The organism is Brevibacterium sp. SMBL_HHYL_HB1, assembly GCF_018208375.1.
Classification (GTDB): domain Bacteria; phylum Actinomycetota; class Actinomycetes; order Actinomycetales; family Brevibacteriaceae; genus Brevibacterium; species Brevibacterium intestinavium.
The window spans coordinates 2,946,065-2,971,815 of record NZ_CP062936.1 but is presented as its reverse complement, the minus strand read 5'-3'; the positions used below and the strand labels follow the sequence as shown (position 1 = coordinate 2,971,815).

Annotated in this window: 22 protein-coding genes; 11 read left to right on the top strand and 11 right to left on the bottom strand. The window is 66.6% G+C overall.

The annotated features are described in order from the left end of the window. The first annotated feature begins 34 nt into the window (after positions 1–34). The 3 genes from IG171_RS13720 (at position 35) to IG171_RS13710 (ending at position 4,296) form a co-directional block, all read left to right on the top strand. Positions 35–772: a response regulator transcription factor gene (locus tag IG171_RS13720; protein WP_212131696.1), complete on the top strand. Its 738-nt coding sequence runs from the start codon at positions 35–37 to the stop codon at positions 770–772. Positions 773–928: 156 nt separating this feature from the next. Beyond that, positions 929–1,783 carry an ABC transporter ATP-binding protein gene (locus tag IG171_RS13715; RefSeq protein WP_212127952.1) on the top strand — a complete coding sequence of 285 codons (855 nt, stop codon included), beginning with the start codon at positions 929–931 and terminating at the stop codon, positions 1,781–1,783. Further along, positions 1,780–4,296 (top strand): ABC transporter permease, encoded by a 2,517-nt coding sequence (locus IG171_RS13710; protein WP_212127951.1) that lies wholly within the window; start codon positions 1,780–1,782, stop codon positions 4,294–4,296. The genes IG171_RS13715 and IG171_RS13710 overlap by 4 nt, the downstream gene beginning before the upstream one ends. 69 nt (positions 4,297–4,365) lie before the next feature. On the opposite strand, the gene IG171_RS13705 is transcribed toward IG171_RS13710, so the two are convergent. The 3 genes from IG171_RS13705 to IG171_RS13695 form a co-directional block, all read right to left on the bottom strand. Next, positions 4,366–4,899 carry a hypothetical protein gene (locus tag IG171_RS13705; protein ID WP_212127950.1) on the bottom strand — a complete coding sequence of 178 codons (534 nt, stop codon included), beginning with the start codon at positions 4,897–4,899 and terminating at the stop codon, positions 4,366–4,368. Between the two features lie 152 nt (positions 4,900–5,051). Then, positions 5,052–6,176 carry an aromatic acid exporter family protein gene (locus IG171_RS13700; protein WP_249203703.1) on the bottom strand — a complete coding sequence of 375 codons (1,125 nt, stop codon included), beginning with the start codon at positions 6,174–6,176 and terminating at the stop codon, positions 5,052–5,054. A gap of 71 nt (positions 6,177–6,247) precedes the next feature. Beyond that, a complete protein-coding gene (locus IG171_RS13695; RefSeq protein WP_212127949.1) occupies positions 6,248–7,498 on the bottom strand; it encodes a PLP-dependent aminotransferase family protein in 1,251 nt (416 codons plus the stop codon). 303 nt (positions 7,499–7,801) lie between these two features. Between IG171_RS13695 and IG171_RS13690 the strand changes: the two genes are divergently transcribed. Continuing rightward, positions 7,802–9,088, top strand: coding sequence for an adenylosuccinate synthase (locus IG171_RS13690; protein ID WP_212127948.1), 1,287 nt, complete (start codon positions 7,802–7,804; stop codon positions 9,086–9,088). 87 nt (positions 9,089–9,175) lie between these two features. Here the strand turns inward: IG171_RS13690 and araA are convergent, their stop codons facing one another. From araA to IG171_RS13675, 3 genes are read right to left on the bottom strand one after another with little or no spacing between them, the layout of a single operon-like run. Further along, positions 9,176–10,684, bottom strand: a complete 1,509-nt coding sequence (gene araA, locus IG171_RS13685; RefSeq protein ID WP_212127947.1) for an L-arabinose isomerase — start codon at positions 10,682–10,684, stop codon at positions 9,176–9,178. A 51-nt stretch (positions 10,685–10,735) separates the two neighbouring features. Continuing rightward, positions 10,736–11,446 (bottom strand): L-ribulose-5-phosphate 4-epimerase, encoded by a 711-nt coding sequence (locus IG171_RS13680; protein WP_212127946.1) that lies wholly within the window; start codon positions 11,444–11,446, stop codon positions 10,736–10,738. 52 nt (positions 11,447–11,498) lie between these two features. Then, positions 11,499–13,124: an FGGY-family carbohydrate kinase gene (locus IG171_RS13675; protein WP_212127945.1), complete on the bottom strand. Its 1,626-nt coding sequence runs from the start codon at positions 13,122–13,124 to the stop codon at positions 11,499–11,501. A gap of 254 nt (positions 13,125–13,378) precedes the next feature. On the opposite strand from IG171_RS13675, the gene IG171_RS13670 reads away from it, so the two are divergent. The 3 genes from IG171_RS13670 to IG171_RS13660 all read left to right on the top strand — a co-directional run bounded on the left by IG171_RS13670 (position 13,379) and on the right by IG171_RS13660 (position 17,060). Continuing rightward, entirely contained in the window at positions 13,379–14,437 is a 1,059-nt protein-coding gene (locus IG171_RS13670) for an aldose 1-epimerase family protein (RefSeq protein ID WP_249203702.1), read from the top strand. Continuing rightward, positions 14,404–15,492, top strand: a complete 1,089-nt coding sequence (locus IG171_RS13665) for a LacI family DNA-binding transcriptional regulator (protein WP_249203701.1) — start codon at positions 14,404–14,406, stop codon at positions 15,490–15,492. Before IG171_RS13670 ends, IG171_RS13665 begins: the two co-directional genes overlap by 34 nt. Positions 15,493–15,650: 158 nt before the next feature. Next, complete coding sequence (locus tag IG171_RS13660) at positions 15,651–17,060, top strand: sugar porter family MFS transporter (RefSeq protein ID WP_212127944.1); 1,410 nt, start codon at positions 15,651–15,653, stop codon at positions 17,058–17,060. A 318-nt stretch (positions 17,061–17,378) separates the two neighbouring features. On the opposite strand, the gene IG171_RS13655 is transcribed toward IG171_RS13660, so the two are convergent. The 4 genes from IG171_RS13655 to IG171_RS13640 form a co-directional block, all read right to left on the bottom strand. Next, the gene (locus IG171_RS13655; protein ID WP_249203700.1) at positions 17,379–18,329 is read right to left on the bottom strand and encodes an IS3 family transposase; all 951 of its coding nucleotides are present in this window, start codon (positions 18,327–18,329) and stop codon (positions 17,379–17,381) included. Between the two features lie 71 nt (positions 18,330–18,400). Further along, complete coding sequence (locus IG171_RS13650; RefSeq protein ID WP_212127466.1) at positions 18,401–18,841, bottom strand: transposase; 441 nt, start codon at positions 18,839–18,841, stop codon at positions 18,401–18,403. 145 nt (positions 18,842–18,986) lie between these two features. Then, the gene (locus tag IG171_RS13645) at positions 18,987–19,439 is read right to left on the bottom strand and encodes a carboxymuconolactone decarboxylase family protein (protein ID WP_212127943.1); all 453 of its coding nucleotides are present in this window, start codon (positions 19,437–19,439) and stop codon (positions 18,987–18,989) included. 66 nt (positions 19,440–19,505) lie between these two features. Continuing rightward, the gene (locus IG171_RS13640) at positions 19,506–19,784 is read right to left on the bottom strand and encodes a hypothetical protein (protein ID WP_212127942.1); all 279 of its coding nucleotides are present in this window, start codon (positions 19,782–19,784) and stop codon (positions 19,506–19,508) included. Positions 19,785–20,019: 235 nt separating this feature from the next. Here IG171_RS13640 and IG171_RS13635 point away from each other — a divergent pair, with 235 nt between their 5' ends. Further along, the gene (locus IG171_RS13635; protein WP_212127941.1) at positions 20,020–20,871 is read left to right on the top strand and encodes an urea carboxylase-associated family protein; all 852 of its coding nucleotides are present in this window, start codon (positions 20,020–20,022) and stop codon (positions 20,869–20,871) included. 65 nt (positions 20,872–20,936) lie between these two features. Here IG171_RS13635 and IG171_RS13630 read toward each other — a convergent pair whose 3' ends face one another. After that, a complete protein-coding gene (locus IG171_RS13630) occupies positions 20,937–21,689 on the bottom strand; it encodes a helix-turn-helix transcriptional regulator (protein WP_212127940.1) in 753 nt (250 codons plus the stop codon). A 125-nt stretch (positions 21,690–21,814) separates the two neighbouring features. Here IG171_RS13630 and glsA point away from each other — a divergent pair, with 125 nt between their 5' ends. The 3 genes from glsA to IG171_RS13615 all read left to right on the top strand — a co-directional run bounded on the left by glsA (position 21,815) and on the right by IG171_RS13615 (position 25,685). Then, positions 21,815–23,629 (top strand): glutaminase A, encoded by a 1,815-nt coding sequence (gene glsA, locus IG171_RS13625; RefSeq protein WP_212127939.1) that lies wholly within the window; start codon positions 21,815–21,817, stop codon positions 23,627–23,629. Positions 23,630–23,772: 143 nt separating this feature from the next. Further along, complete coding sequence (locus IG171_RS13620) at positions 23,773–24,417, top strand: ABC transporter permease (protein ID WP_212127938.1); 645 nt, start codon at positions 23,773–23,775, stop codon at positions 24,415–24,417. Further along, positions 24,414–25,685 carry an ABC transporter ATP-binding protein gene (locus IG171_RS13615; protein WP_212127937.1) on the top strand — a complete coding sequence of 424 codons (1,272 nt, stop codon included), beginning with the start codon at positions 24,414–24,416 and terminating at the stop codon, positions 25,683–25,685. Before IG171_RS13620 ends, IG171_RS13615 begins: the two co-directional genes overlap by 4 nt. The last annotated feature ends 66 nt before the right edge of the window (positions 25,686–25,751 follow it).

Below are 25,751 nucleotides of genomic sequence, written 5' to 3'. Positions count from 1 at the left end.
CGACGACCAGGCCCTTGTGCGCGCCGGCTTCGCCATGGTCATCGACTCCCAGTCCGATATGACCGTGGCCGGTCAGGCCGGCGACGGCGTGACCGGCATCGACACCGTCCGCCAGGAGCAGCCCGATGTCGTCCTCATGGACGTGCGCATGCCCCGTGTCGACGGGATCGAGGCGACCGAGCAGATCCTCGGCCTCGCCGACAGCGGGCAGATCCGCACCCCGAAGATCATCGTCTTGACCACCTTCGACGACGATGAGTACGCCCTGCACGCCCTGCGGGCCGGCGCCTCCGGGTTCCTCCTCAAGGACACCCTGCCCGAGGTGCTGCTCGACTCGATCCGCACCGTCGTCGACGGGGGAGCCGTCATCGCCCCCACGACGACCCGACGCCTGCTCGACAACGAACTGCTGCCCCGCCTCGGCGCCGGCAGACCAACCGGCGGTGCCGGGGAAGGGCACGACTCCTCGGCCGACACGGACGCGCAGACGGCCGAGACCGGTGACTCGGCGCCGGACACAGCGGCCGGTCCGCCGCCGAAGCTGCTCGACGAGGCCGCGGCCCGCCGTCTGGAGACGCTGACCCCGCGCGAGACGGAAGTGCTCGTGCTCATCGCCCAAGGGCTGAGCAACACCGAGATCGGACAGCGGCTCTTCCTCGCCCAGCCGACGGTCAAGACCCACGTCGGACGCATTCTCATGAAGCTCGAGGCCCGCGACCGCGTCCAAGCCGTCGTCCTCGCCTACGAAGCCGGCCTCGTCGGCGGGCACTGACCCCGTCACCCCGAACGCGAGAGACTGAGCAGGTCGGTCCCGGCCGCCGAGGTCATCCCCTGGTATGACCTGCCAGCGACGAGGCGGCCGCGGCCGCATCCGAAGACCATCCTCCGGTCCGATGTCGCAGACGCCGGCAGCGACAAAACTGGAGTCATGAACTCATCACCGACATACACAGACACCCTCCCGTCGACCATCCCGACGACCACACCGGCCATCCGCGCCGTCGGCCTGCGCAAGACCTACGGCGACGGTGAGGCCATCGTCCGGCCGCTGAACGACCTCAGCCTCGATATCGAAGCCGGACGCTTCACCGCCATCATGGGACCGTCCGGTTCGGGCAAGTCGACGCTGCTGAACATGCTCGCCGGCCTCGACACCCCTGATTCCGGGGAGGTCATCATCGGCGGGACCGCGCTGTCGGGACTCAGCGACCGCAAGCTCACCGCGATCCGCCGCGACCGCATCGGCTTCGTCTTCCAATCGTTCAACCTCGTGCCCGCGATGGATGCGGAGGAGAACATCCTGCTGCCCATGCAGCTGTCGGGGAAGAAGCCGGACCGCCGCGTCTTCCGCCGCATGGTCGACCTCCTCGGACTCAGCGACCGCCTCCACCACCGTCCCCACGAACTCTCCGGCGGCCAGCAGCAGCGCGTCGCCGTCGCCCGCGCACTCGTGTCCCAGCCGGATGTCATCGTCGCCGACGAACCCACCGGCAACCTCGACTCGAACGCCGGTGAGGAGGTGCTGAGCATTCTGCGGTCCTCGGTCGACGAACTCGGCCAGACCGTCGTCATGGTCACCCACGACCCCCGCGCCGCCGCCCGCGCCGACCGCGTCGTGCTGCTCGCCGACGGCCGGCTGGCCGGGGAACTGACCGACCCGGACCCCGAATCCGTGGCCACCGCGCTGATGAACCTCACCGCGACCACCGGCGGCTCGAACACCGCAGCCTCACGATCCGGAGCCTCCCACGCAGCGACCGCACACGAAGGAGGTGCACGATGATCCGCATCGCCTGGTCCAACCTCCGCAGCGCCTCAGGGCGGCTCTTCGCGGCCACGATCGCGATCGCCGTGTCCGTGGCCTTCATCGTCGCCGCCCTCCTGTTCTCCCAGGCCTTCGGCGACACCCTGCGCGATCAGGTGCGCTCCCAGTGGGCCGGCGCCGATGTCGCCATCACCGCCTCCCAGAGCGATCAGACCGACCCCGCCGAGTCCTCACCCCTGGACGAATCGCTGGCGAAGTCCGTCGCCGAGCTCGACGGTGCTGAGAGCGCCCAGCTGACCGAGTCCGGATTCGTCTCGGTCACCGCCGACGGCACCACGGTCTCGGCCATGCCCACGAACGTCCCGCAGAACCAGGACGAGCCGATCACCGGCTCGGCCCCCGAGGCCGATGACGAGCTCATGCTCCACGAAGCCGATGCGCAGACACTCGGTCTCGGCGTCGGCGATGAGCTGACCATGCAGACCATCGACGGCACCGGCGGCAGCGGTTCGGACGACCGGACCTACACCGTCTCCGGCATCATGCCGGGATCGTCCGCCTCGGCGACGGCCCTCTACCTCACCGATGCCGGCCTGCAGACCGTGCCGAGCGAACTGACCGCCGATTCCGTGCGTGTCGTGGCCGCGGACGGAACCGATCGCGGTGACCTCGCCGAGGCGGTCGACACGGTCGTCGCCGAGGCGGGATCCGCGGATGCGCTCACCGTCCAGACCGTCGACCAGGTCGTGAACGAACAGCTCGAGGCGATGTCCGATTCGACGAACGTGCTGAACACCGTCGGCCTCGCCTTCGGACTGCTCGCCGCCGGAGTCGCCGCACTGGTCATCTCGAACACCTTCAATGTGCTCGTGGCCTCCCGCACCCGCGTTCTCGCACTGTTCCGGGCCGTCGGCGCCACCAGGCGGCAGGTGCGCGGGGCCGCGGTCATCGAGAGCCTCAGCCTCGGCATCATCGGCTCCGTCGTCGGCGTCGGGCTCGGCCTCGGCCTCGGTTGGGGGCTCGCGGCCGCCGCCCGGGCGTTCTGGATGCCCGAGTTCGCGCAGATGTCCGTCTCGCCGCTGGCGTTCGTGGCCGGACCGGCCGTCGGCATCCTCGTCACGGTCGCGGCCGGACTGATCCCGGCCCTGCGCTCCTCCCGCGTCTCGCCCATCGAGGCGCTGCGTCCCGTCGATGTGCCCGCCGCGGCTGCCGGCATCCGCTGGTTCCGTGCGACGCTCGCGATCGTCCTCGGCGCCGCCGGCATCGCCCTGTGCCTGCTCGGTGCGAACTCCCAGTCCGTGCTCTTCGGCATCCTCGGCTGCTTCGTCCTCTTCGTCGCCCTCCTCATCGGCGCTCGGGTGTTCGTGCCGCGGCTGGTGGCTCTGCTGGCGCGACTGATCGCGCTGATCACCCGGCGCTCGCCCACGGTCAGACTGGCCGGACGGTCGGCGAGCACCGCGGGCGGACGGACGGCCTCGACGACGGGTGCCCTGCTGATCGGGATCACCCTGGTCACGGCCGTCGTCGTCGGTTCGGCCAGCCTGCAGCGCACCCTCGAACTGGCCACCGCCGAGGACACACCCGTCGACCTCGTCGTGACCGCAAGCGGCAGCGACGTCGATTCGGTCCTCGATGACTCACCCGTCGTCGACGACCGGGTCGAGGTGCCGTCGGCGGCCGCCTCGGTGAGCGTCGAAGGCGGACAGGGCGAGAACGATCTGACGATCGCCAGCGCCGCCGAGGCGGGGGACTCCTCGGTCGTGCGCAGCGACGGCTACGACGTCGAGCGGGGGACCGTGCTCGTCGACCCCGATGAGCTCGGGCTCGACGGTGTCACCTCGGACATCGACGGCAAGACCGTGACCGTGGCCGTCGGCGGTGAGACGCTCACGCTCGAGGCCGTCGGCTCACGCGACGTCCCTGCCGGAACGGCACTGGTCAGCGGTGCCGACGGCAGGACCCTCGACGCGGCCGCCGGCGACGCCGTGGAGCAGCAGACCTGGGTGAGGATCGCCGATGACGCCTCAACCTCCCAGATCGAGGCGCTGTCGTCGGAACTCGACGGGATCGGCGCCGACTCGGACGCGGAACCGGCGCAGAACCGGGCCGAATACGCCTCGATGTTCCAGGTGGCGCTGACGGTGGTGCTCGGCCTGCTGGCCGCAGCGGTGATCATCGCGGTCATCGGCGTGAGCAACACGCTGACCCTGTCGGTCATCGACCGGCGGCGAGAGGGCGCCCTGCTGCGGGCTCTCGGGTTCACCCGGGGATCGATGTCGCGGATGATCACGATCGAATCGCTGCTCATGACCGTCATCGCCCTGGTCGTCGGGGCCGGCGTGGGAACGTTCTTCGGTTGGGTGGGCACCGCCTCGATCACCCCGGACGTGACCGAACCGGTGCTCTCCGTTCCTCCGGTCCAGCTCGGGCTCATCGGGTTGGCCGCGGTGCTGGCCGCCGTCCTCGCCTCGGCGATTCCGGCCCGCACCATGTCGCGGATCGCCCCGGCCAAGGGCATGAGCATGGAATGAGTCCCGGACGCACTGCGCGCCGTGGTCCCGATCCTGTCGGGGCCACGGCGCGCAGTGTGCTGTTGAGGCTCAGTCCTCCCAGTCGGTGCAGGTCATCGTTCCGTCCAGCGTTGCCGAACCGACCTCGGTGCCGTCGAAGGTCACGCTCTCGTCGCCGAAGTCCACGCCGCCGGGCTGATCGGTCTTGTAGGGCTTCCCCTGGCCGATCTTGACCATGACGAAGTCCGAGCCCTCGGCCTTGACCAGCGGCGGTTTGTTGTTCGACTTGCTGATGATGTGCCGGATGTTGCCCGGTTCGCCGGAGCAGTAGACATCTGTGGGGTGGATCGTGATCGTCTTCGCACCGGTCTTCACAGTCAGCTTCGAGTCCTCGGCTTCGTCCGCGGGCTCGGAGGCCTCCGCGGTCTCGGACTCATCGTCGGAGTCCTCGGCGTCCTCGGATCCTTCGTCGGAGTCCTCGGACTCGGCCTGTTCACTCTGATCGGCCGTCTCCGCGCCCTGAGCGTCCTCGGTTGCGGGCTGCTCGGCTTCATCCGAGCCGGAGCACCCGCTGAGAGCGAGGAGTCCGGCAATGGCAATGGTGGGGATCGTTCTGGTACGCATGTCTCCATTATCGGCGAGCAAGTGTAATTGTGCACAAATCAGGTTGCCGGCTCAGACAGTGGGACCCGTCGGTCGGCATGTGGGATTCGCGGGGTTTTCCGCGTGGGTGAGGGGTCGGGATTCGCGGCTCGCGGGTGCGGGGCCGCGTGAGGTCACTTCCGTGGATTCGACTTCGCCGCCTCGCGGGCCCGGCGATCGGAGGCGACATCGTCGACGATGACAGCGATATGGCGCAGGCTGGTGATGAGCGCGCCGTACAGCGGCCATGACCGGGAGGGCAGCTCACCTTGAGCCAGACGGGTCGAGAGCTCGTCGAGGCGTGCGTGGATCGGTTCGACATCGGCGTCGGGGTCGGCGACGGCCTGTCCCGCGTCGGCGGCGATATCGGCCCATTCGGCGCGGAAGCGGTCGTCCCATCGGCCCTCGTCGTAGGAGGCCTCGGCCAGGGTGCGGGTGAGATTGCGCAGATGGGAGATGCCCTCGTCGACGCGTTCGAGGATGTCCTCGTAGCCGACCTTCGCCGAGGAGGAGATGGTGGTCGAATGCGGCCCGGCCCGGCGCGTGCCGAGGTAGCCGCGGGGATTGGCCCGACGGCTCTCCCGGGCGAAGCGCACCGAGGCCCATGCGGAGTTGAGCTCCCGACTCATCGACAGGGTCTCCTGCAGCCAGCTGTCCGACTCGTCGGTGTCCCACGACTCGCGGAACTCCCGGCCCATGCTGCACAGCACGTCTCCCATCCTGCGGTTGATGCTGTCGACGTATCTGGCCGCCTGCTGGTCACGCAGGGGCGGAACGACGATGAGGTTGACAGCCAGACCGATCGCGACGCCGAGGGCGAGTTCGCCGATGCGCTCGCCGAGCAGGGGCTGCTGGCTGTTGAAGCCGCTGCCGAGGATGAAGATCGCGGTCGTGGCGATGGCCACGCCCTCATCCCGGATCCAGCTCAGTCGGGCACCGGCCAGTCCCACGAGCAGCGCCAGGGCGAAGGTCCAGAGGCTGACGCCGAGGAAATTGCCGATGAGGAACGAGATCCCGACCCCGATGGTCGTGGCCACCGTCGTCTGGATGCCGCGCGAGAGGGAGCGGTGGACCGTGGCGTGGACGGTCAGCAGCGCCGTCCACGGCGCGAGGAACGGCATCTGCGAGTCGAGCACGGACCCCGAGAGCCACCAGGCCGCGGTGGCGGCGATGACGGACTTGCCGATCTGCATCAGGTCGGTGGTGACCTCGGGGTCGCGCACCCAGGCGCGCAGACGTGGCATCGGCTGATCGGGCACGCGGGCTCCTCCTGAGTCGGAATCGGTCAGGCGATCAGCCTATCTGCCCCCTCACCGGGTGGGAAGGTGCCTCAGGCGCGGTGCCGGTCGATGGCCCTGCGCAGACGCTCCAGCCCCTCGTCGATGCGTTCGGGGGTGTTCGAGGCGAAGCACAGGCGCAGGTCGTTGGTGAAGCTGCCGCCGGGGGAGAAGGCCGGGCCCGGAATGTAGGCGACGCCCTCTTCCAGGGCGGTGGGCAGCAGCTGCTCGGTGTTGAGCGTCTCGTCCTCGAAGGTCACCCACAGAAAGAATCCGCCGTCGGGGTCGGTGGCCCTCAGCTGGCCGGGGAAGTGGCGTTCGAGACCCGCCGACATCGTCAGCTTCCGCTCCCGGTAGGCCTCGCGCAGGACCTCGACGTGGGACTCGGCGCCGCCTTCGGACAGCCATTGGGCGACGAGGTGCTGGTTGGGCACGGGTGCGCAGGTGTCCATCGTCTGCTTGGCGTTGACGGCGAGGTCGCGGACCTCGGGGTCGACGTCGATCCAGCCCAGTCGCAGGCCGGGGGCGACGAACTTCGAGAAAGTGCGGACACCGAAGATGAGGGGGTCGTTCGGGCTGAGGTCGCTGAGCGCCGGCAGGGACTCGCCCGAGAAGCGCAGCATGCCGTAGGGGTTGTCCTCGATGATGACCGAACGGTGGCGGTGGGCGAAGGACAGCAGCCGTTCGCGCCGCGGCAGGGACATCGTCACCCCGGCCGGGTTCTGGAACGTCGGGATCGTGTAGATGACCTTCGGCGGCCTGCCGGTGCGAGCCGTGTGCTCCTCGAGCACCTCGACCTGCATGCCCTCATCGTCGACGGGGACCTCGAGGATGTCGGCCTCGTAGCTCATGGCCGTGGCCGAGCCGTTGGTGTAGGTGGGCGACTCGCAGGCGACGAGGTCGCCGGGGCTGACGAAGAGCTTGAACCCGAGGTCGAGGCCCTGCATCCCCCCGGAGGTGATGAGCAGGCGGTCGAGGTTGCCCTTCTGCTCGGCCGGGATCTGGTCCGTGGCCGACAGATAGTCGTGGAGGGCCTCGAGCAGGATCGGCTCGCCCTTGGTCTCCCCGTAGGTGAAGTTCGAGGGGTCGAAGACCTCTCCGGCGATGCGTCCGAAGTCCTTGGCCGGCAGCATGTCCGGGGCGGGCGCGCCCATACCGAACTTGACGATGTCGTGGTCGTAGGCGGCCAGCAGTGTGGTGGAGGCGTCGATGACGGATCCGACGAGCTGGTCGGCACGGCTGGCGAACGGCAGCGAGGGGCTCTGCGCGGAATTCGTGGCCGGATTCGTTGAGGTGGTGGACATGAGCAACCTCCTACGAGCGGTGATGCCCTGAAGTCGACTGCTCCGGCGACGTTCAGAAGGCTCCTGCCCGAACGACGGAATACGTGGGTGACCTCAGCATAAGCCCGCTGATCTCGGCGAACAAGGACTGGACGGATGAGCCTCGGCGGGCGAGGACGGGACGGGTCGCCGCGGCGTGCAGGCGGGGGTCGCCTCGGCGGACGGATTCGGACCGGCGTTCGCCCGCTGACGGCTGTGGCAGTGTGACCCAGTAGACTTGTGGAGTAATGACATCCCCCTCTCACTTCGAGGTGAAGTACTCTCATGCCAGCAATCGTTGTCGTCGGCGCTCAGTGGGGCGACGAAGGTAAAGGTAAGACCACCGATATCCTCGGCACCAGCGTCGATTACGTGGTCAAACCCAATGGCGGGAACAACGCCGGACACACGGTCGTCGTCGGGGGAGAGAAATACGAGCTCAAACTCCTGCCCGCCGGTATCCTCTCACCGAACGTCACCCCGGTCATCGGCAACGGCGTCGTCGTCAACCTCGAGGCTCTCTTCGAAGAGATCGACGCGCTCGAATCGCGCGGGGCCGACACCTCGAAGCTGCGCATCTCGGCCAACGCCCACCTCGTGGCTCCCTACCACCAGACCCTGGACAAGGTGACCGAGCGGTTCCTGGGCAAGCGGGCCATCGGCACCACCGGCCGCGGCATCGGACCGGCCTATATGGACAAGATCGGGCGACTGGGCATCCGCGTCCAGGACGTCTTCGACGCGTCGATCCTGCGGCAGAAGATCGAGGGCTCTCTGCGGCAGAAGAACGAACTGCTCGTCAAGGTCTACAACCGTCGGGCGGTGTCGGTCGACGAGATCGTCGAGTACTTCGAGCCCTTCATCGAGCGGCTGCGTCCCTATGTCGCCGAGACCGAGCTCTTGCTCAACGAGGCCCTCGACCGCGATGAGGTCGTCGTCATGGAGGGCGGTCAGGCGACGATGCTCGACGTCGACCACGGCACCTATCCGTTCGTCACCTCCTCGAACCCGACCGCCGGCGGTTCCTGTGTGGGTTCGGGCATCGGCCCCGCACGCATCAACCGCGTCGTCGGCATCGTCAAGGCCTACACCACACGCGTGGGGGCCGGACCGTTCCCCACCGAACTGTTCGACGAGATGGGCGAATACCTGCAGAAGGCCGGAGGGGAGTTCGGCGTCAACACCGGTCGTCCGCGCCGCTGCGGCTGGTATGACGCGGTCATCGCTCGTTATGCCTCACGGGTCAACGGCTTCACCGACTATGTGCTGACCAAACTCGACGTGCTCACCGGCATCGAGCGGATCCCCGTCTGCGTGGCCTACGAGGTCGACGGGCAGCGTCAGGACGAGATGCCGGTGTCGCAGACCGAGTTCCACCACGCGAAGCCGATCTTCGAGTACTTCGACGGTTGGACCGAGGACATCACCGGTGCCCGCACCTTCGAGGACCTGCCGATCAACGCTCAGAAGTACGTGACCGCGCTCGAGGAGCTCTCGGGCTGCCGGATGTCGGTCATCGGCGTCGGCCCCGACCGCGAGCAGTCGATCGTGTGCCACGACCTGCTGGACTGAGAACCGGCATCAGAAAGCTGCCGTGGCCTGCGACGAGATGTTCCTCGTCGCAGGCCACGGCAGCTTCGAACCGTCAGCGGTGGTCGGTCAGAACCCCTGGGACACGCGGTAGTAGACGTCGTTCCAGCGCAGTCCGTCCTGGAAGCCGTGAACGGTCGTGTCCTCGTCGATGACGGCGAGCTCGACACCGGCGATCGTGGCGAAGTCGCGCCACGCGTCGAGACCCAGCGCGGTCGTCATCACCGTGTGGTGCGCGGCACCGGCCGAGAGCCAGCAGGTCGCCGAGGTCGCGAAGTCCGGCGCCGGCTGCCAGACGGCACGGGCCACCGGCAGATTGGGCAGCGGTTCGTCCGGCTCGACGACCTCGACGACATTGGCCGTGAGGCGGAACCGGTCGCGGATGTCGGACAGGGCCAGGACCAAGGCATCACCCGGATCGGCGTCGAAGACGAGACGGACCGGGTCCTCGCGGTCGCCGATGCCGAGCGGATGGATCTCCAGCCGGGGCCGACCCGCGGTCAGCGAGGGGCAGACCTCGAGCATGTGCGCACCGAGGATCTTCTCCGCGCCCTGTTCGAGGTTGTAGCTGTAGTCCTCCATCAGGCTGGCGCCGCCGTCGAGGCCGTAGCCCATCACCTTGGCGATGCGGATGAGCATGCCGGTCTTCCAGTCGCCCTCGGCGCCGAAGCCGTAGCCGTCGGCCATGAGCCGCTGCACGGCCAGACCGGGCAGCTGCTTGAGCGCGCCGAGGTCTTCGAAGGTGTCGGTGAACGCCGTGGCGTTGTGGGCCTCGAGGAATCCGCGGATCGCGGCTTCCTGCCGGGCCGCGTACCGCAGCGACTCGTGGCGGTCGGCGCCCGGACGCAGTTCGTCGGCGATGTCGTAGAGTTCGCCGTACTCCTTGACGAGGGCGTCGACCTCGGAGTCGGGAACCGCGTCGATAGCGGCGGCCAGTTCATTGACGCTCCAGGTGTTGACGGACACGCCGAAGCGGATCTCGGCCTCGGTCTTGTCGCCTTCGGTCACGGCCACATTGCGCATGTTGTCGCCGAAGCGGACCATCCGCATGTGCTGTGCCTCGTTCCAGCCGGCCGCGGCCCTGGCCCACACGCCGATGCGGCCGGTCACCTTCGCATGGTCGACGTGTCCGACGACGGTGACGCGGGGAACACCCAAGCGGGTGAGGATGTAGCCGAACTCGCGGTCGCCGTGGGCGGCCTGATTGAGATTCATGAAGTCCATGTCGATCTCGGACCACGGCATGCGCTCATGCACCTGCGTGTGCAGGTGCAGCAGGGGCTTGCGCAGCGCCTCCAGGCCGCGGATCCACATCTTGGCCGGTGAGAACGTGTGCATCCAGGCGATGACGCCGAGGACGCGGTCGTTGGCCCCGGCCTCGATGAGGGTGCGTTCGATCGACTCCGAGTCGGTCAGGACCGGCTTCCAGACGATCCTGACGGGAATGTCCTCGGCTGCGTCGAGTGTGCCGGCCAACTGCTGTGACTGCTCGGCGACCTGGTCGAGGGTCTCCGGGCCGTAGAGACCCTGGCTGCCGGTGAGGAACCAGATCTCCTTGCCCTCGAATGGATTGCGCATGTCAACTGCTCCTTCGCGATGTCGGTGTTCGGGGAGTTTCGGGTCCGCGGATCACTGTCCGTAGACGTTCTGGTAGCGGTCGTAGAGGCGGTCGATCGTCCCCTGCTCGATCGGCAGCGGCTCACCGAGCTGCTTGGAGACGTGGACGGTCTTGGCGACCTCTTCGACCATGACGGCTGCCTTGACCGCCTCGGCGCCGGTGGCACCGATGGTGAACGGGCCGTGATTGCGCATGAGCACCGCCGGGCTGCGCGAATCGGACAGCGTGTCGACGATGCCGCGCCCGATGGAGTCGTCGCCGATGATCGCGAACGGTCCCACGGGCACGGGCCCGCCGAACTCATCGGCCATCATCGTCAGCACGCACGGAATCTCCTCGCCGCGGGCGGCCCAAGCGGTGGCATAGGTCGAGTGCGTGTGCACGACCCCTCCGACCTGCGGCATCTGCTGGTAGACGTAGGCGTGGGCGGCGGTGTCCGATGACGGGGTCAGACCGCCGGTCGACAGCTCCTCGACGAGGTTGCCCTCGAGGTCGCACACGACCATCTTGTCTCCCGACAGCTCGTCGTAGCGGACTCCCGACGGCTTGATCACGAGCAGGTCATCCGGCCCGGGTGTGCCCGAGGGGTCGACGACGACGCGTTCGGAGACGTTGCCCGCCGTCCAGACCACCAGGCCCCAGAACGGCAGCTGAGCATGCAGCTCGCTCACCCGCTCCTGGGTTTCGCTGATGAGTGCGCGGATGCGCTGATCGATTGTCACGATGATCCTCCGATCGTCGATGGGTGGGTTGCCGGCGGTGGGGCCGTCCGGCTCAGGGGAGGTGGTCGACGGCTGCGGCCTCGACGGCCAGTGCCTCGCGGTAGCGGTCGAGGAATGCGCGGAACCCGGCCGCGTCCTTGGGCGTCGGGGTGACCGAATGGGTCCACGTGCCGGAGAAGATCTCTTCGTCGAGGAAGCGCTCGAGCGGTTTCTCCGAGTGGTCGAGATAGGCCGCCAGCAGGGCGATGCCCCATGCCCCTCCCTCGCCGGCGCTCTCGGCGACGACGGTGGGCGTGCCCGTGGCGGCGGCGAGGAAGCGCTGGGCGACTCCGGCGGTTCTGAACAGTCCGCCGTGGGCGTTGAGGAACTCGAGTCCCACACCCTCCTCGGCGAGGACGTCGAGGCCGATGGCCAAGGTGGCGAAGATCGAATAGACATGGGCGCGCATGATGCTGCCCAGCCGCAGCTCCGAGTCGGGGGCCCGGACCAGCAGGGGACGGCCCTGTTCGAGTCCGGTGATCGGTTCGCCCGAGATGTTGTTGAACACGACGATGCCGTCGGTGTCGGCGGCACCGTCCTCGGCGGCGGTGAGCAGGGCGGCGAAGGCCTCATCGGGGGCGACCTGACGGTCTCCGCCCAGCACCGAGGCGGCCTCCTTGAACAGCGAGACCCAGCGGTTGAGCTCATCGGCGCCGTTGTTGCAGTGGACCATCGCCACCGTCGGCCCGGCCGGGGTTGCGACGAGGTCGATCTCGGTGTGGACGTCATCCAGCGGAGTGTCGAGGACGACCATCGCGAAGATCGAGGTGCCGACGCTGACGTTGCCGGTGCGCGGCCGCACCGAGTTCGTCGCCACCATGCCGGTGCCGGCATCGCCCTCGGGCGGGCACATCGGGCTTCCGGGGCGCAGGGTGCCGGTGGGATCGAGGAGTCCGGCCCCGCGTTCGGTGAGCTCACCGGCCGGGCGGCCGGCGGCGATGACCTGCGGCAGCAGGGACCGCAGGCCCCCGTCCGGCAGCGCCTCGCCGAGGTGGTCATCGAAGGTGCTCAGTCTGGCCGCGTCGTAGTCGAGGGTGTCGGGGGCGACGGGGAACATGCCCGAAGCGTCGCCGATGCCCAGCACCTTCTGCCCGGTCAGCTGCCAGTGGACGTACCCGGCCAAGGTGGTCAGGAAGGAGACGCGGCCGACGTGGTCCTCGCCGTCGAGGACGGCCTGGTGCAGATGGGCCACGGACCAGCGCATCGGGATGTTGATCTCGAGCAGTTCGGTCAGCTCGGCGGCGGCGCGCGCCGTTGTGGTGTCGCGCCAGGTGCGGAATGGCACGAGCAGCTCGTCATCGGAGTCGAAGGCCAGGTAGCCGTGCATCATGGCCGAGACTCCCAGGGCGGCCAGAGACGTCAGCTCGCAGCCGTAGGTCTGACGGACCCGGTCGCGCAGATCGGCGAAGGCCGCTGCCATGCCGTCCCACACCTCGTCGAGGCCGTACGTCCAGTGTCCGTCGCTCCACCGGTTCTCCCATTCGGAGCTTCCGGTGGCCAGGCTGACTCCGTCCGGGGCGATGAGGCAGGCCTTGATCCGTGTGGATCCGAGTTCGATGCCGAGCACGGCCGCTCCGGTCTCGATGATCTTCGCCGATTTCGCGCGGGCCCTGCCACCCGCTGTGTGCTCTGGTTCCATGTTCCTGGCTCTCTGCGTCTTCGCGTTCGCGGGGCGGGCAGCATCGCCCGCCGAATGTTAGCGTTAACATTCATGTATTCCGTCTCATCATGCCGCACGGACACGGCGCGTGCAAGGGGCGGACGCGCGTGCCGCGCCCTCACTGAGTCGGTAGCCTTGTCCGTGACGAGGGGCGGGACGTCAGAACCGGGCAGGTGAAGCAGATCGACAGAGCTGTCCGCATCAACGGCAGCCGCGAACGGAATGAGCGCTCAATGACGAACGGAATGACAGGGCCGAACGCGATGGCCGACATGAACAGAACCGCGGGCACGAACGGTGGTGTCGGCGCGAATGGTGCCGGTACGAATGGTGCCGGCGCTGGCGCGCACGCGAGGGCGGGCAGCGGGCGGCAGATCCGCATCAGCGGCGGCGGCTACACGGCCGAGATCGCCTCGGTGGGAGCGACGCTGCGCTCACTGTCCCACCGGGACAGACCGCTGACGGCGACCTTCGGGGCCGATGAGGTCCGCCCGGCGGCCCTGGGCACGGGCCTGCTGCCATGGCCCAACCGGATCGCCGGAGGAGCATACGAGTTCGCCGGTCGGTCCGAGCAGCTGCCGATCACCGAGCCCGAGCGCGGAAACGCCATCCACGGTCTCGCCTCCTGGCTCGACTGGGACGTCGTCGGCGTCGCAGCCGATCGGGTCGAGCTGGCCACGCGCATCGCGGCCCAGCCGGGCTATCCGCATTCGCTCGAGGCCATGGCCCGGTTCCGCCTCGGCGCCGGTGGGCTGCGGTGGTCGATCACCACGACGAACGTCGGGTCCGCTCCGGCCCCCTACGGGGTGGCCACCCATCCCTATCTCAGGCTGCCGACGGGGCGGGCCGATCAGTGGCGGCTGCGGGTGCCCGCGCATGAGGTGCTCGACGTCGATGAGGACACGAAGCTGCCTCGGTGCCTGCATCCGGTGGCCGAGTTCGCCGACGGGGTCTTCGACTTCACCTCGGCGCGTCCGATCGGCCCGCAGCGAATCGACCACGCGATGACCGGCATCGAAGCGGAAGGAGGGACGACCGGAGTCGAGCTCTTCGGCCCCGATGCCGCGGATTCTGGGGTGTCGCTAAGCTGGGACCCGGAGGCGCTGCCCTGGGTGCAGATCTTCACCGCCGACGTCCCCGACCATCCCGAACTCGATCGGCGCGCGGTCGCCGTCGAAGCGATGACCTGCCCGCCCGACGCTTTCAACTCCGGCACCGACCTCCTCGTCCTCGACCCCGGCGAAACGCACGAGGCGACATGGACGATCGCAGCGATCGGCGAAGCGTCGTGAGCCGGGCCCAGAGTCCGGACGGGCGGCCGAGCATGGCCCAGGTCGCCGCCCACGCGAAGGTGTCCCACCAGACCGTATCGCGGGTCGTCAACGGTGCGACCGGAGTCAAACCGGCCACCCGGGAGCGGGTCGAGGCCGCCATCCGCGAACTCGGCTACCGTCGCAACAATGCCGCACGGACCTTGGTCACGAGCCGGTCCGGACTCATCGGAGTGATCGCGGTCGGGTCCTTCCTCTACGGGCCCACGCGGACGCTGGCCGGCATCGAGGAGGCCGCCCGCAGCCACGACTTCACCACCCTGCTCGCGACGATCCGATCCGGCGGCGACGGCGAGCTGTCCGAGCAGTTCGAGCGCGCCATCGACACCTGCCTCGATCGCTCGGTCGAGGCGATCATCGTCATCGCCGCGCAGGAGGACGTGGTCCGGCAGGTGCCGATGTTCGCCGTCGACGTCCCGCTCATCGTCGTCGGGCCCCCGCAGTCGCATCTGCCGGGGCTGTCGACGTTCAGCGTCGACCAGCGGCAGGGCGCGAAGGACGCGATCGCCCACCTCGGCGAGCTCGGCCACCGTCGGATCCTCGTGCTCACCGGGCCCGGGCGGTGGATCGACGCGCAGGAGCGGCGGACGGGAGCCCTCGACGAGTGCGAGGCGCGGGGGATCGCCGCCGAGGTCGTCGCCGGGGACTGGAGCCCGGCCAGCGGATACGAGGCGGGCCGGGCGCTGGCGGACCGGGCCGACGGCGTTCCGACCGCGATCTTCTCGGCCAATGACGCAATGGCCTTAGGACTGCTGGCGGCGTTCAACGAAGCCGGGGTGACGGTGCCCGACGACGTCTCGCTCATCGGCTTCGACGACATCCCGGAGGCGGCCTACTTCAGTCCCGCCCTCACGACCGTCCATCAGGACTTCACCACGCTCGGGCATCGGGTGCTCGAGGCCGCGGCGGCGCTGATCGGCGGTCAGGAACCGGATATGTCCGCAGTGCCGCCGGTCCTGTTGGTGCGCAGCTCGACAGCGCAGCCTCCTGAGCAGGCTCGGGAAAATAAGCGTTGACAGCCCCGAGCGGGTAGATTAACGTTTCGACCGACAGAAATGTTAGCGCTCACTTTTTGAAGTGAACGGCAGAGTTGCTTTTCGGACGAACGGCAGTGGTGCCGGTTTCGACTCTCCGAAATGCGCTGACCATCCATCCAGAAAGGGATGTTGTCATCGTGGACAATGACAAGAAGATCTCCGGCGCGTTCATCTATTTCTTCGGCGCGTTCGGCGGAATTCTCTTTGGCTATGACATCGGAGTGATGACCGGCGCGCTGCCGTTCCTCCAGAACGACTGGGGGCTGCGCGACGAGGCGAGCGTGATCGGCTGGATCACCTCGGGAGTGATGTTCGGCGCCATCTTCGGCGGCGCCATCGCCGGTCAGCTCTCGGACCGCTTCGGCCGGCGGCGCATGATCCTCGCCGCCGCCGTCGTCTTCGTGCTCGGCTCACTGCTCTGTGCGGTGGCGCCGTCGGGCGGGACGCTGTTCCTCGTATTCGTGAGGATCTTCCTCGGACTGGCCGTCGGTGCGGCCAGCGCGCTCGTTCCCGCCTATATGTCGGAGCTGGCTCCGGCGCGACTGCGCGGACGTCTCTCCGGACTCAACCAGACGATGATCGTGTCTGGCATGCTCATCTCCTACATCGTCGACTTCCTCCTGCGCGATCTGCCCGAAGCCTGGGCATGGAGGGCGATGCTCGGAGCCGCTGCCGTTCCCGCCATCATCCTCTTCCTCGGAGTGCTCCGCCTTCCGGAGTCCCCGCGCTACCTGGTCAAACACGGCCACGAGGAGCAGGCGCGGCGGGTCCTCAGCTACATCCGCCGTCCCGATGAGCTCGACTCCGAGATCGAACTGATCAGGAACACCGCCGAGCAGGAGAAGAAGAACGCCCTCGTGACCACGTGGGCGACGCTGATGGCCAGCCGATACCGCTATCTCGTCATCGCCGGCGTCGGCGTGGCGGCGTTCCAGCAGTTCCAGGGCGCGAACGCGATCTTCTACTACATTCCGCTCATCGTCGAGACCGCCACGGGCAACGCCGCGGAATCGGCGCTCATGTGGCCGATCATCCAGGGCGTCATCCTCGTGCTCGGTTCACTGCTCTACATGGCGATCGCCGAGCGGTTCAACCGTCGGCTGCTGCTCATCGTCGGCGGACTCGTCATGGGTGCTTCGTTCCTGCTGCCGGCGATCATCAACTCGGTGATGCCGAATGCCGATCCGATGATGATCGTCGTGTTCCTCAGCATCTACGTCGCGTTCTACTCCTTCACCTGGGCGCCGCTGACCTGGGTGATCGTCGGAGAGATCTTCCCGCTGGCGATTCGCGGACGTGCTTCGGGACTGGCCAGCTCGTTCAACTGGATCGGATCGTTCCTCGTCGGTCTGCTGTTCCCGATCATGACGGCGACCATGAGCCAGGACGCGGTGTTCGCGATCTTCGGCGTCATCTGCGTCCTCGGCGTCCTGTTCGTTACCCTCCGGGTGCCCGAGACCCGCGGTCGCACCCTCGAGGACATCGAGGCGAACACCATCCGGCGGCGGTCTGAGAAGAAGCAGGAGAAGGCCGCTCACCACAGCTGATCACCTGCCCGAACGCCCGAACGCCCGGATTTCCTGATGGAAGGAGTCCGGGCGTTCGTGTGTCTGCGCGGGGTCTGCGGTGGGAGTGGGGTGCTGGTGGGGATGGGGCCACTGGTGGGAATGGGGTGATGGTGGGGGTGGGGTTCGTGGTGGGATGGGGTCACTAGTGGGGCCGCTGCTGTCCACGCTCACATTAATCGCCGAGACCACGCTGGAGCGGCGAGACCACGCTGGCGTGCTGGCCGCAGCCGCGCCTGAAACCGCGTGCAGCGCCGAAACTACGCTGGCGTTCCGAGACCACGGTGCCGGCGGTATATTTCAAGCTGTTTGTGACAGCTCGGTGTTTTCTGGGCTATTGATGCCGGCGTGGGTCGGTGGGCCAGCGGCTATGGGGCTGGTGTGGAATCGTTCCGGATGCGCGCAGTGACGGGCCTCCAGAGTGGCTTGGCGACGGGCCCGGACAAGCTCGGTACGTCCGTGATGGACATCGTTGGGAGTGTAATAATTCAGGCCGCTGTGGCGGTGGTTCGCGTTGTAGTCAGCAATGAACGCGGCCATGTAGTCACGAGCATGATCGATGGATTCGAACCGGGTGGGAAAGTCCAAGTGGTACTTGATGGTCTTGAACGTCGATTCACTAAACGCGTTGTCATTCGACACTCTGGGCCGGGAAAAGGACAGCTTGATCCCCAGCGACTGAGCGAACTGGACAGTCGTTGCCGCGCGCATGGGAGCCCCGTTATCGGCGTGTAGCACGGTCGGGTACTGCTGGTTAGTTGCCACAGCCTGATCGATCATGGTCTGAGCATGGACGGATTTCTCGGAAGTCTCGACCCGGTGGCCAACGATCTTGCGGGAGAAAACGTCCATGATGGCATAGAGGCGATAGATGACCTTGCCGGGACCGCGCAGCATCGTGATGTCCCAACTCCACAGTTGGTTCGGTGCGCAGGCAGCGTGGACCGGCTTGGGCCGTTTGGGCTGGTTGCCACGGCGCTGGGCGCGACGGTCTCCGTTCTGCCCGTGTGCGGCCACCACTCGGTGAGCCGTCGATGCGGAGAATGGCACCTGCCCGGCATCGAGCATCCGCCAATACGCCTGGGTGACAGACAGGTTCTCGTAGTCTTCAGAGTTCAACAGCGCCATGAACGCATCGGCCTCGGCGGTGGTGATCCGACTCGGGTAGTCGCGTTCCTTCTGCGGCACCTGCACCCCGGCCGGGACCGCCGGATTCTGGTGACGGTACCAACTCGTACGATGCACACCCATCAACTCGCAGGCCGCCGTGATCGACCAGCCGACCCTGATCAGATCGCCGATGAACCTGAACCCGATTGCCTTTACTGTGGCGGGCTCATCCAGTCCGGCCTGGTCGCCTCGACCTCGGGCAGCGTCGGGTCTGTCGCGGTCGCGCTCTTGGACATCGCTTCCAAGAGCGCGGACGCTTTTCCCAAGATATCGACCGCAGCTTCAGACTTGGCCAGTTTGGCCTTCAACGCTTCGTTCTCGGCCTGCAGCTGTGTGAGTTGCTTCTTCTCAGCGGCTTTGAGCTTGTTGTCACTGGGATTGCCATTCAACCGATCCGATCGCGAGGTCAGGCAACCATTTTCTCTGTCCACGAACCACTGATAGATCGTTCTGGGATTGACCCCGACAGTCCGAGCCAACTGGGCTTTAGAACCCATCTCGATACATTTGTCATATTCGTCCAGGATCTCGAGTTTCTGGGCCGTGGTGAAATGCCCGCGGCTCGAGGAACGGGACGGAACTTCAAAAGACATAACAGACTTCTCTCCCCGCCAATATTGTCAGATAACTGTCACAAGACAGCCTGACACAGAGGGCGTGCGCAGTGGCCTCGGAACGCCAGCGTGGTTTCGACGCTGCGGGCCGACCATCAGCCAGCCGCCAAGTGACTGGCGCGAGTCAGTCCAAGGGCTGATGGGTGCTCACAGCGAGGCGGTTCCAGACGTTGATCGCTGAGATCGCCATGAGCAGCTCGACCATCTCCTGTTCGGAGAAGTCTGCCGAGGCGGCTTCCCAGGTCTCATCTGAGACACCCCCGGCGATGAGGGTGACTTCTTCGGTCAGCCGCAGAGCCGCCTGCTCGCGTGAGCTGTAGACCGATGCGGCTTCCTTCCACCCGGCGAGAACATCGACCTTGACCTGGTCGACCTCGGCCTTGCGCGCCTCGCGGGCATGCATGTTCAGGCAGTAGGCGCAGCCGTTGAGCTGCGAGGCGCGCAGTTTGATCAGTGCCAGCAGCTCCTCGCCGAGGCTGCCACCGTGGATGTACTCCTCCATCGCGATCATGGGCTGGTAGGCGGCCTTGTCGACGGCGAGGACGTTGAGGCGTTGGGTGTCGGACATCTTGATCATCTTCTTCGTGTGCTGATAATGCGTGAGTCGTGGTTCAGCGGTGTCGTTGAGCGAGCCCGAGGGATCTCAGGCGCGCAGCTTGCGGATGGAGTCGACGGCTCCGTCGTAGGCGGCGGAGATGTCGACGAGGTCGATCCGATCGGGCAGGTCTGCCGCGTCCTGATGGCTGAGGAGGAATTCCACTGCCGCCCGTGCGGTGGCCTCGTCATTGTTCAGGGCACCCTGGGAGACGTCCTCGACGTCGGAGAACATCAAGACGATCTCTTCGGTCCCCGTGCGCGTGTGGATGCTGGCCAGGAATTCGCCTGTGTCCTGCAGCTCGACGTCGATTTTCTCTTCAGCCATTTCGACCTCCCGATCCTCGGTGTGTGTGAAGGCTCTCTTTTCAGCATAGACCCGGTCATCGGTGGGGGAGCCGTGATGTCGGTCTCTGCGTCTCCGAAGGCAGCCTCGGCGCTTCTGGCAGCGGTCGACCGGTCGGATACGGGCGCCAGGGCCACCGGTCACTTGGGTCCTGAGGAAGAAGGTGGCATGGTGACGATCAGGGCCGCGAACACTTCAGCCGGGGAGGACAAAGACCATGCCACATGACGCACGACTGACCGAGGCGGCCTACCAAGGCGCCGCGCTCGAAGTCGACGAGGACTACTACGGACGCATCGGTGCCGAGACCGAGCGCAGGCGCGTCGTCGACGAGTTCACGGTGCCGATCCGTTCGGGGCAGGCCTGGGAGATCCCGGCCGGCCACGTCTGCCGGATCTCGACTCCCGAAGGCCCGCAGGTCGGCGACCTCAACCTGTGGAACCGGCACGATCCCCGGGAACGGTTCTGGGCGGCACGGACCCGGCAGCTGCAGGCGGCCCACCTCTCGACGTTCGACCGCCTGTGGTCGACCCTGCCGTTCCTGCGCCCCATGGCCACGATCGTCGGCGATACACTCGCCGAATACGGCACCGACCCGGAGGGCGGTCGACTCCACGACACCTTGGGCACCCGGTGCGATCCCTATGTGTCGCAGATGCTGAGCGGCGTGGACTTCGACTTCCACTGCCACTCGAACCTCGTCCGCGCGATCCTGCCCTTCGGACTGACCGAATTCGACGTCCACGATGTGCTCAACGTCTTCCAATGCACCGGACTCAACGACAACGACGAGTACTTCATGAAGACCTGCCCCGCTCAGCCGGGCGACCACTTCGAGTTCTTCGCCGAGCAGGACCTGCTCGCCGCGCTGTCCGCCTGTCCCGGAGGCGACCTGTCAGCGCCCATGTTCGGCGACGGCAGCGAGGACGCGGTTGACCACTGCCACCCGCTGCGGGTCACGGTCTACGCACTGCCGGAGGACCTCCTCGGCGACTGGACGGAACCCGAGTCTCCGAACTACCGGGGCGGGCACGGACTGAAGCCCCAGACCTGGGCGAGCCTGCACTGACCGGGACACCGCTGGGCGAGCCGGCACTGATGAAGGCTTCGTGAGCCGGCCGCCCGAGCGCCCGGTCATCCGCGCAGCGAGTGCTGATACCGTCCCGGGCTCATCCCGACAAGCGAGGTGAACGCGGTGATGAACGAGCCCGGGTTCGCCCAACCGCATTCGGCCGCGGTGTCGTAGACGCTCAGCCCGTCGGCCAGGAGCAGCAGCGCCCGATGCACGCGCAGCTCGGCCCGCCACTGCCGGACTGTCATCCCCGTCTCCTGCTGGAACAGACGAGTCAGGGTCCGCTCGCTCGCCCCGACCTGGCGGCCGAGTTCGGCCAGGGAAACCGGATTCGCCAGGTCCTCCTCGACGAGCTTCGTCACGGCCAAGAGTCGATCGTCACGGGGCTCGGGCAGGTGCAGCGGCTGTTCGCCGGTGGCCGTCAGCTCGTCGAGGATGACGAGACGCAGGCGGTCCGTGCTCGCCTTCGTCCGCCGCCCCGGGCCGGTCAGCGCGAGCATCGCCTCCGTGGCCAGCGGGGTCGTCGCCAGCACGGCAGGCCGGTCGACGAGGGCAGCGGCCATCTGCGCGGGCAGGAAGACCACGCGCATGTCCGCGGCCCCATGCGCCCGGTGCTGATGCTCGAAATCCGCAGGCACCCAGACGACGCGATTCGACGGTGCGATCCACGACCCATCGCTCGTGACCAGGGACAGCACCCCCGTCGCCGGGTACACCAGGTGCCCGAGGTCGTGGGTGTGGGCCGGGGCCCGCTCATCATGGCCGAGGAGGTGGATGAGCTCCGGACTGAGGGACTCGTGGCTGAATTTGTTCATTCGAAGTCAGTTTACCGGTTCCCCGCCGAGGCGGGGCCCGCTTGAATGGGGAGGACCGAAAGACTGCGACGAACCCCAAGGACGTCGGAAGGAGACTCTTCCCGTGCTGTCTTAGAGTTGGGTCCATGGACTCCCCGATCCAGAAGTATCTCGAAGGGCTGCTCGACGAGGTCAGCGGCAATGACGCGGGTGCGCCCTACCCGATCCACCCCGCGGGCGATGCACCGGACCCGCAGGACTTCGCGATCTGTCTTGCCACGGTCGACGGCTATGTCTACTCCGTCGGTGCCTCGGACAAACTGTTCTCGATTCAATCGATTTCGAAGCCGTTCAGCTACGGGCTGGCGATGGCCGATCACGGTGTCGACGCCGTTGACGAGAAGGTCGACGTCGAACCGTCAGGGGACCCCTTCAACGAGATCTCCCTGGCCCCGAGCACAGGACGGCCTGCGAATGCGATGATCAATGCCGGGGCGCTGGCCGTCGTGTCGATGATCAAAGGCAGCGGCGGAAAATCCGCGCCGCGGAGGATCACGGAATTCTACTCGAAGTTTGCGGGACGTCGTCTGACCGGGAGCAAGGCCGTATTCGACGTCGAGATGCGCAACAGCGACCGCAATCATTCTCTGGCCTATCTGCTGAGTTCTTTCGGAATCATCGAGGACAGCCCGACACGGGCGCTTGAGAACTATCTGCGACAGTGTTCGACTCAGGTCACCTGCCACGATCTGTCGCTGATGGCCGCAACTTTGGCGAACGGCGGAACCAACCCGCGCACCGAAGAGACAGTGCTCGAGATCGAGCAGGTCGAGCGGATCCTGTCGGTGATGATGACTTCAGGCATGTACGACGATGCCGGTTCCTGGGTCAGCAGTGTCGGGATGCCGGCCAAATCCGGAGTCGGCGGTGGAACACTCGCCGTGCTGCCGGGCCAAGCGGGCCTGGCTGTCTACTCACCGCCGCTGGACGAGCACGGCAGCAGCGTGCGCGGTGTCGAAACCTGTCGGAGGCTGTCAGCCGATATGGAGATGCACTTCGTGCGCTCGGCCACCAGCGGCAACTCAACCGTACGGCAGGGGCCGGGGATCATCCAGCTGCCTTCGCGAATCCGCCGCACAGGGGAACAGGCGGCGGTGCTCGAAGAGCTCCACGAGAGGTGTCGGATCATCGAAGTCACCGGAGACCTGGCCTTCGCCGGTACAGAGTCGCTCGTCCGCGCCGTCAGTGAAGCCGATGACGCAGTCTCACTCCTCGTCATCGACATGCAGCACGTCAATGAGGTCGGCCCACTGGCCAAGCAGATGCTCGAGGAAGTCTCTCAGCGGCTGCAAGAGGCAGACCGGCAGCTGCTGCTCATCGACAGAGGAGGGCTGTTCGCCGATACAGCACTGTCCGCTGATCCGGCGGTGCTGATCTTCGACAGCCGGGGAAGCGCAGTCGAGTACTGTGAGAACCAGCTGATCTCAGCGTCGGGAGCCGCTGTCGGCGAACCCGGTCGGGTCCTGGTGGAGAACAGCCCGGTGCTGGCGCCGCTGTCGCAGGCGCAGCGTGACCGGCTCCTGTCCTATCTGGTGCCGCGGCAGCACGACGACGGCGATATCATCCGTCGCGTGGGACAGCGGTTCGGCGGGGTTCACTTCATCGTCTCCGGCCAGGTGAACACCATCGTCACGGATCCCGACGGGGACCGCGTGCGACTCAACACACTCAGTGCCGGAATGACCTTCGGAGAACTGGCCTTAGGCAGCGATGACCGGCAGGAGACGACTGAGAAGGCCGTGGGTGCCGTCGAACTCATGGTCCTCACGCCCGAGTCGCTGGACGAACTCGAATCCGAGGATCCTCAGCTGGCGCTGCAGCTGTGGCGGGCGCTCACGCGCGATGCGTACCTGCTTGTCGACCGCTATCTGCGCGAGACCGCGGTCCGCCTCAACTACTGACTCTTTCCGGTCCCTATCGGCATGGGGCGATGACAAGCCTGTGAGTTCGCTTCGCTTCAGCTGGAAACTCCGTAAACTACAATAGAACGGTTATTGCTCTTCAACATAGAGGCAGTTCACGTCGTCGGAAGGAGTAGGAGCCTATGGGCTTTGGGGAGTTCCTCGGCAAACGGGCCGACGACATGATCGAGCTCGGGTTGGCGCATGCGGCGGTCGTCGGTGCGGCAGTGCTCATCGCCACCGTCATCGGCGTCGCACTCGGTGCGCTGACTTTTCAGCACGAACGAGCCCGGGAGATTGCGTTGGCCGTGACCGGTTCCTTTCTCACAATCCCCTCGTTCGCGCTCTTCATCCTGCTGCTGGGTCCCCTCGGCCTGGGGTGGCCGCCCGTGCTGCTGGCGCTCGTCCTCTACGGACTCCTGCCCGTGGTGCGCAATACCATCACGGGCCTGCGTGAGGTCGATCCGGCCATCATCGAATCGGCCAAGGGGATGGGGCTCAACCGCAGGCAGCGACTGATGCGTGTCGAACTGCCGCTCGCCTGGCCGGTCATCATCACCGGTGTGCGCGTGACGACCCTGGTGCTGCTCGGGATCGCGGCCATCGGCGCGATCGTCAACGGCCCTGGTTACGGTGAGCTGATCTTCACCGGCCTGGCACGAGTCGGAACTCCCGTCGCGGTCAACTTGGTACTCGCCGGCACACTCGGCGTGATGATCTTGGCGGTTCTGTTCGATCTCGTCTTCTACGCAGTCCAGAGACTCACCACTTCGCGAGGTATCCGATGACACAGACAACGAATCCAGCTCAGTCCGCCTCTGATGCCGAGTCCGATGTGATGATCCGTTTGGAGGGTCTGACGAAGCGCTTCCCGGGGCAGAGAGCCAATGCCGTCGACGAACTCACGATGGACATCCACGAGGGTGAGATCGTCGTCCTCGTCGGCCCCTCCGGCTGTGGGAAGACGACGACGATGAAGATGATCAACCGGATCATCGAACCGACGTCCGGTCGAATCATCCTCGATGGGCAGGACGTGACCACTGCCGACGCCGACGAACTGCGCCGACGCATCGGCTACGTCATCCAGCAGGTCGGTCTGTTCCCGCACGAGACGATCGGTCAGAACATCGCCACAGTCCCCAAACTGGTCGGTTGGAGCGCCGAGCAGGTGCGCAGCCGAGTCGACGAGCTGCTGCGGATGGTCAACATGGAACCCGACGAATACCGTGACCGGTTCCCCAAACAGCTCTCCGGCGGCCAGCAGCAGCGCATCGGCGTGGCCCGCGCCCTCGGAGCCGACCCGTCGGTGATGCTCATGGACGAGCCCTTCGGCGCGATCGATCCGATCACCCGCGATCGTCTGCAGAACGAGTTCCTGCGCCTGCAGTCCGAAGTCCGCAAGACGATCGTATTCGTCACCCATGACATCGACGAGGCGATCAAGATGGGTGATCGGATCGCGATTCTCCAGGAGGGGTCTCGCATCGCCCAATACGATACGCCAGAACGGATCCTGACTGCCCCGGCGAATGACTTCGTCAAGGACTTCATCGGTTCCGGGGCTTCACTCAAGAGGCTCAACCTCTCCCGTGTCAGCGAGATCGAATTGGGCAGTTGGCCGACCGTGACCAGCGAGGACTCACACGAACGGGCGCACGAGCTGCTGGCAGAATCGATCCACAGTGCCGTCCTCGTACTTGACAGCGAAAGACGACCGGCACGCTGGGTCACCGCTGATGACCTTCGCCGAGGCGGAGGAGAACCGCTCGACCAGGTCGGTTCGGTGCCGCGGGCCGTGATCGAACCGAGAGCTACCCTGTCCGACGCGCTCAACGAACTGGTCGCCGCTCGCTATGCCGTCACGATCGTCGTTGACGAACACGGCCGGTATCAGGGCGTGGTCGACATCGACCAAGTCAATGATTCGATACGCACGATGCGCAGTTCCGCCGTCGCCGAAGCACGCAGTGAGTTCACGTCCATGCCCTCGGCTTCGACGGCATCCGGTCAGGCGGACTTCCCGGGCATCGACCCATCGGAGACGTCGTCATGAGTCAGACTTCAGCTGAGCATCGCTCTGATGCAGGCGTGGTCGCCCAGACCCCTTCTGCTGCGCATC

Coding starts and splice junctions, on each gene's coding strand:
- IG171_RS13720 (WP_212131696.1), top strand. CDS start 35: ATGGTCATCGACTCCCAGTCCGATATGACCGTGGCCGGTCAGGCCGGC.
- IG171_RS13715 (WP_212127952.1), top strand. CDS start 929: ATGAACTCATCACCGACATACACAGACACCCTCCCGTCGACCATCCCG.
- IG171_RS13710 (WP_212127951.1), top strand. CDS start 1,780: ATGATCCGCATCGCCTGGTCCAACCTCCGCAGCGCCTCAGGGCGGCTC.
- IG171_RS13705 (WP_212127950.1), bottom strand. CDS start 4,899: ATGCGTACCAGAACGATCCCCACCATTGCCATTGCCGGACTCCTCGCT.
- IG171_RS13695 (WP_212127949.1), bottom strand. CDS start 7,498: ATGTCCACCACCTCAACGAATCCGGCCACGAATTCCGCGCAGAGCCCC.
- IG171_RS13690 (WP_212127948.1), top strand. CDS start 7,802: ATGCCAGCAATCGTTGTCGTCGGCGCTCAGTGGGGCGACGAAGGTAAA.
- araA (WP_212127947.1), bottom strand. CDS start 10,684: ATGCGCAATCCATTCGAGGGCAAGGAGATCTGGTTCCTCACCGGCAGC.
- IG171_RS13675 (WP_212127945.1), bottom strand. CDS start 13,124: ATGGAACCAGAGCACACAGCGGGTGGCAGGGCCCGCGCGAAATCGGCG.
- IG171_RS13670 (WP_249203702.1), top strand. CDS start 13,379: ATGACGAACGGAATGACAGGGCCGAACGCGATGGCCGACATGAACAGA.
- IG171_RS13665 (WP_249203701.1), top strand. CDS start 14,404: ATGGACGATCGCAGCGATCGGCGAAGCGTCGTGAGCCGGGCCCAGAGT.
- IG171_RS13655 (WP_249203700.1), bottom strand. CDS start 18,329: ATGGGTGTGCATCGTACGAGTTGGTACCGTCACCAGAATCCGGCGGTC.
- IG171_RS13650 (WP_212127466.1), bottom strand. CDS start 18,841: ATGTCTTTTGAAGTTCCGTCCCGTTCCTCGAGCCGCGGGCATTTCACC.
- IG171_RS13645 (WP_212127943.1), bottom strand. CDS start 19,439: ATGATCAAGATGTCCGACACCCAACGCCTCAACGTCCTCGCCGTCGAC.
- IG171_RS13640 (WP_212127942.1), bottom strand. CDS start 19,784: ATGGCTGAAGAGAAAATCGACGTCGAGCTGCAGGACACAGGCGAATTC.
- IG171_RS13635 (WP_212127941.1), top strand. CDS start 20,020: ATGCCACATGACGCACGACTGACCGAGGCGGCCTACCAAGGCGCCGCG.
- IG171_RS13630 (WP_212127940.1), bottom strand. CDS start 21,689: ATGAACAAATTCAGCCACGAGTCCCTCAGTCCGGAGCTCATCCACCTC.
- glsA (WP_212127939.1), top strand. CDS start 21,815: ATGGACTCCCCGATCCAGAAGTATCTCGAAGGGCTGCTCGACGAGGTC.
- IG171_RS13620 (WP_212127938.1), top strand. CDS start 23,773: ATGGGCTTTGGGGAGTTCCTCGGCAAACGGGCCGACGACATGATCGAG.
- IG171_RS13615 (WP_212127937.1), top strand. CDS start 24,414: ATGACACAGACAACGAATCCAGCTCAGTCCGCCTCTGATGCCGAGTCC.